We start from the raw sequence: 2,557 nt of genomic DNA on the forward strand, positions 1-2,557 counted from the left end.
CGCTCAGCAACTGCTCCGGCTCGGTCGTGCGGATGCCGAACGCCGAGGACGACGACCCGGCCCTGGTGATGACCAACGGCCACTGCCTGGAGACCGGCTTCCCGGGCCCCGGTGAGGTCCTCGTCGACCGGGCCTCGACCCGCTCCTTCGGCCTCCTCAACTCGGCAGGCACCCGCGTCGCCACCCTCCGCGCCAACCGGATCGTGTACGGCACGATGACCGACACGGACATGGCGCTGTACCGGCTGACCACCACGTACGGGCAGATCAAGTCCTCGTACGGGATCAACGCGCTGGTCTTCGACACGGCCCGCCCGGCCGTGGGCACCGACATCACGGTCGTCTCCGGTTACTGGAAGCGGACGTACGCCTGCGACGTCGACGGCTACGCGTACCGCCTCAAGGAAGGCGCGTGGACCTGGAAGGACTCGGTCCGCTACACCTCCGCCTGCCAGACGATCGGCGGCACCTCCGGCTCGCCGGTGCTCGACAACGTCACCGGCAAGGTCGTGGCCGTCAACAACACGGGCAACGAGGACGGCGGGCGCTGCACCGACAACAACCCGTGCGAGGTCGACGCGAACGGGACCGTCACCGTCCGCGAGGGCATCAATTACGGGCAGCAGACCTGGCACGTCCCGGCCTGCTTCGGCGCCGACAGCAAGCTCGACCTGACCCGCAGCGGCTGCATACTCCCCAGGCCGTGACCGCAGGGCCCGCGTAGCCCCGGGCGGCGGCCCGGGGCCGTGGGCATGGCGCCGCGCCCTCTCTCAGGGGGCGCGGCGGACCGCCCGCCCCGCCAGGACGTCCGTCCGCCGGCCGTCCTCGATCGCGAAACGGCCGTCGACGAGGACGTACGGGATACCGGTGGGCGGGGTGCGCGGCGCCTCGTACGTCGATCCGGCGGCGACCGTCGCCGGGTCGAAGAGGACGAGGTCCGCGCGGTACCCCTCGCGGACCAAACCCCGGTCGGACAGCCGCAGCCGGGCGGCGGGGCGCGAGGTGAGGTGGGCGACGCACTCCTCCAGGGACAGCACCCCCAACTCCCTTACGTACCGGCCCAGATAGTGCGGGAACGTGCCGTACGCGCGCGGGTGCGGCTTGGCTCCGCGCAGGATGCCGTCCGAGCCACCGGTGTGCACCCGATGCCGCATGATCGCCCGTACGTTCTCCTCGTGGCCGACGTGCTGGAGGATCGTCGACCCCAGCCGGTCCTCGACCAGCAGCCGCCGCGCCGTGATCCACGGCTGCTCGCCGCGCGCGTCGGCGGACTCCTGGATCGTCCGGCCGACGTACGACGCCAGCGCCGGGTCGGCGACCCCCGAGATCTCGACGGTGTCCCATGCGACGGGCACCCCGTGGCAGCCGTCGGCGCCGACGACCTCCAGTTCGTGCCGGACGCGTGCGGCGGTGTCGTCGTCCTCCAATCTCGCCAGGATCGCCTCCGGGCCGCCCTCGCCCGCCCAACTGGGCAGCAGCGCCACGAGGGTCGTGCAGCCGGGGGTGTAGGGGTAGGTGTCGAGGGTGATGTCGGCGCCGGCGGCGAGCGCGTCGTCGAGGAGCGCGAGCAGCTCGGGGGCGCGCCCCTTGTTCACGCCGAAGTTCATGGTGGCGTGGGCGAGATGGAGGGGGCAGCCGGCCTCGCGGGTGAGGGTGATCATCTCCTCGTACGCCTGGAGCGCGCCCGCCCCGTACGAGCGGTGGTGCGGGCAGTAGTAGCCGCCGTGCTCGGCGACCACCCGGCACAGTGCGGTGAGTTCGGCGTCCTCGGCGTACATGCCCGGCGTGTACGTCAGCCCCGACGACATGCCGACGGCGCCCTCGTGGAGCCCGTCCGCGACCAACTGCCGCATGAGGTCCAGCTCTTGAGGTGTCGGCTCCCGGTCCTCCCACCCCATGGCGAGCATCCGCACGGTGCCCTGCGGGACGAGGTACGCGGCGTTCACGGCGATGCCCTCGCCGTCGAAGCCGTGGTCGAGGCGGTCCAGATACCCGCCGACCGAACGCCAGGTGAAGTCGATGTCCTCGCCGTAGCCGTTCCAGCCGGTGATCGCCCGCCGCACCTCTTCGAGGGTCCGGTCGTCGACGGGCGCGTACGACAGCCCGTCCTGCCCGAGGACCTCCAGGGTCACCCCCTGCGCCAGCTTCGCGGTGTGCTCGGGGTCGCGCAGCAGGGCGAGGTCGCTGTGGGCGTGCATGTCGACGAAGCCGGGCGCGAGGACCAGCCCCTCGACGTCCAGCTCCCGCCGGGCGGAGGGCCGCTGGCACCCGGCCGCCGCGGCCTCCTGGACGATCGAGGTGATCCGGCCGCCCGACACGACCACGTCGGCGCGGTAGGAGGGGCCGCCGGACCCGTCGACGACCTCGGCGTCCCGCAGGACGACGTCGTCCATGTCTGCCACCTTTCGCGAACCGGGGAGCGGGGAACCGGCCGATCGCCGGAGAGTCAGAAGTAGGTACGCACGTACTCCACGACCGTCCCGTCCGCCTCCACCACCGGGATCAGCTTCCACTTGTCGAACGACGTGCACGGATGGGACAGCCCCAGCCCCACCCA

General features: G+C 72.1%; 2 protein-coding genes. One reads left to right on the plus strand and one right to left on the minus strand.

All coding sequences use genetic code 11. The annotated features are described in order from the left end of the window. On the plus strand, positions 1-707 hold a 707-nt coding region (locus AOK15_RS40795), incomplete at its 5' end, for a trypsin-like serine peptidase (RefSeq protein WP_240508832.1). Between the two features lie 63 nt (positions 708-770). Here AOK15_RS40795 and AOK15_RS40800 read toward each other — a convergent pair. Then, entirely contained in the window at positions 771-2,393 is a 1,623-nt protein-coding gene (locus tag AOK15_RS40800; RefSeq protein ID WP_055524268.1) for an N-acyl-D-amino-acid deacylase family protein, read from the minus strand. Positions 2,394-2,557 lie beyond the last annotated feature (164 nt).

Source organism: Streptomyces ossamyceticus, assembly GCF_001418475.1.
Classification (GTDB): Bacteria; Actinomycetota; Actinomycetes; order Streptomycetales; family Streptomycetaceae; genus Streptomyces; species Streptomyces ossamyceticus.

What these genes read in the sequence shown, in the direction of transcription:
- AOK15_RS40800 (WP_055524268.1), bottom strand. Translation starts at nt 2,393, where the DNA reads ATGGACGACGTCGTCCTGCGGGACGCCGAGGTCGTCGACGGGTCCGGC.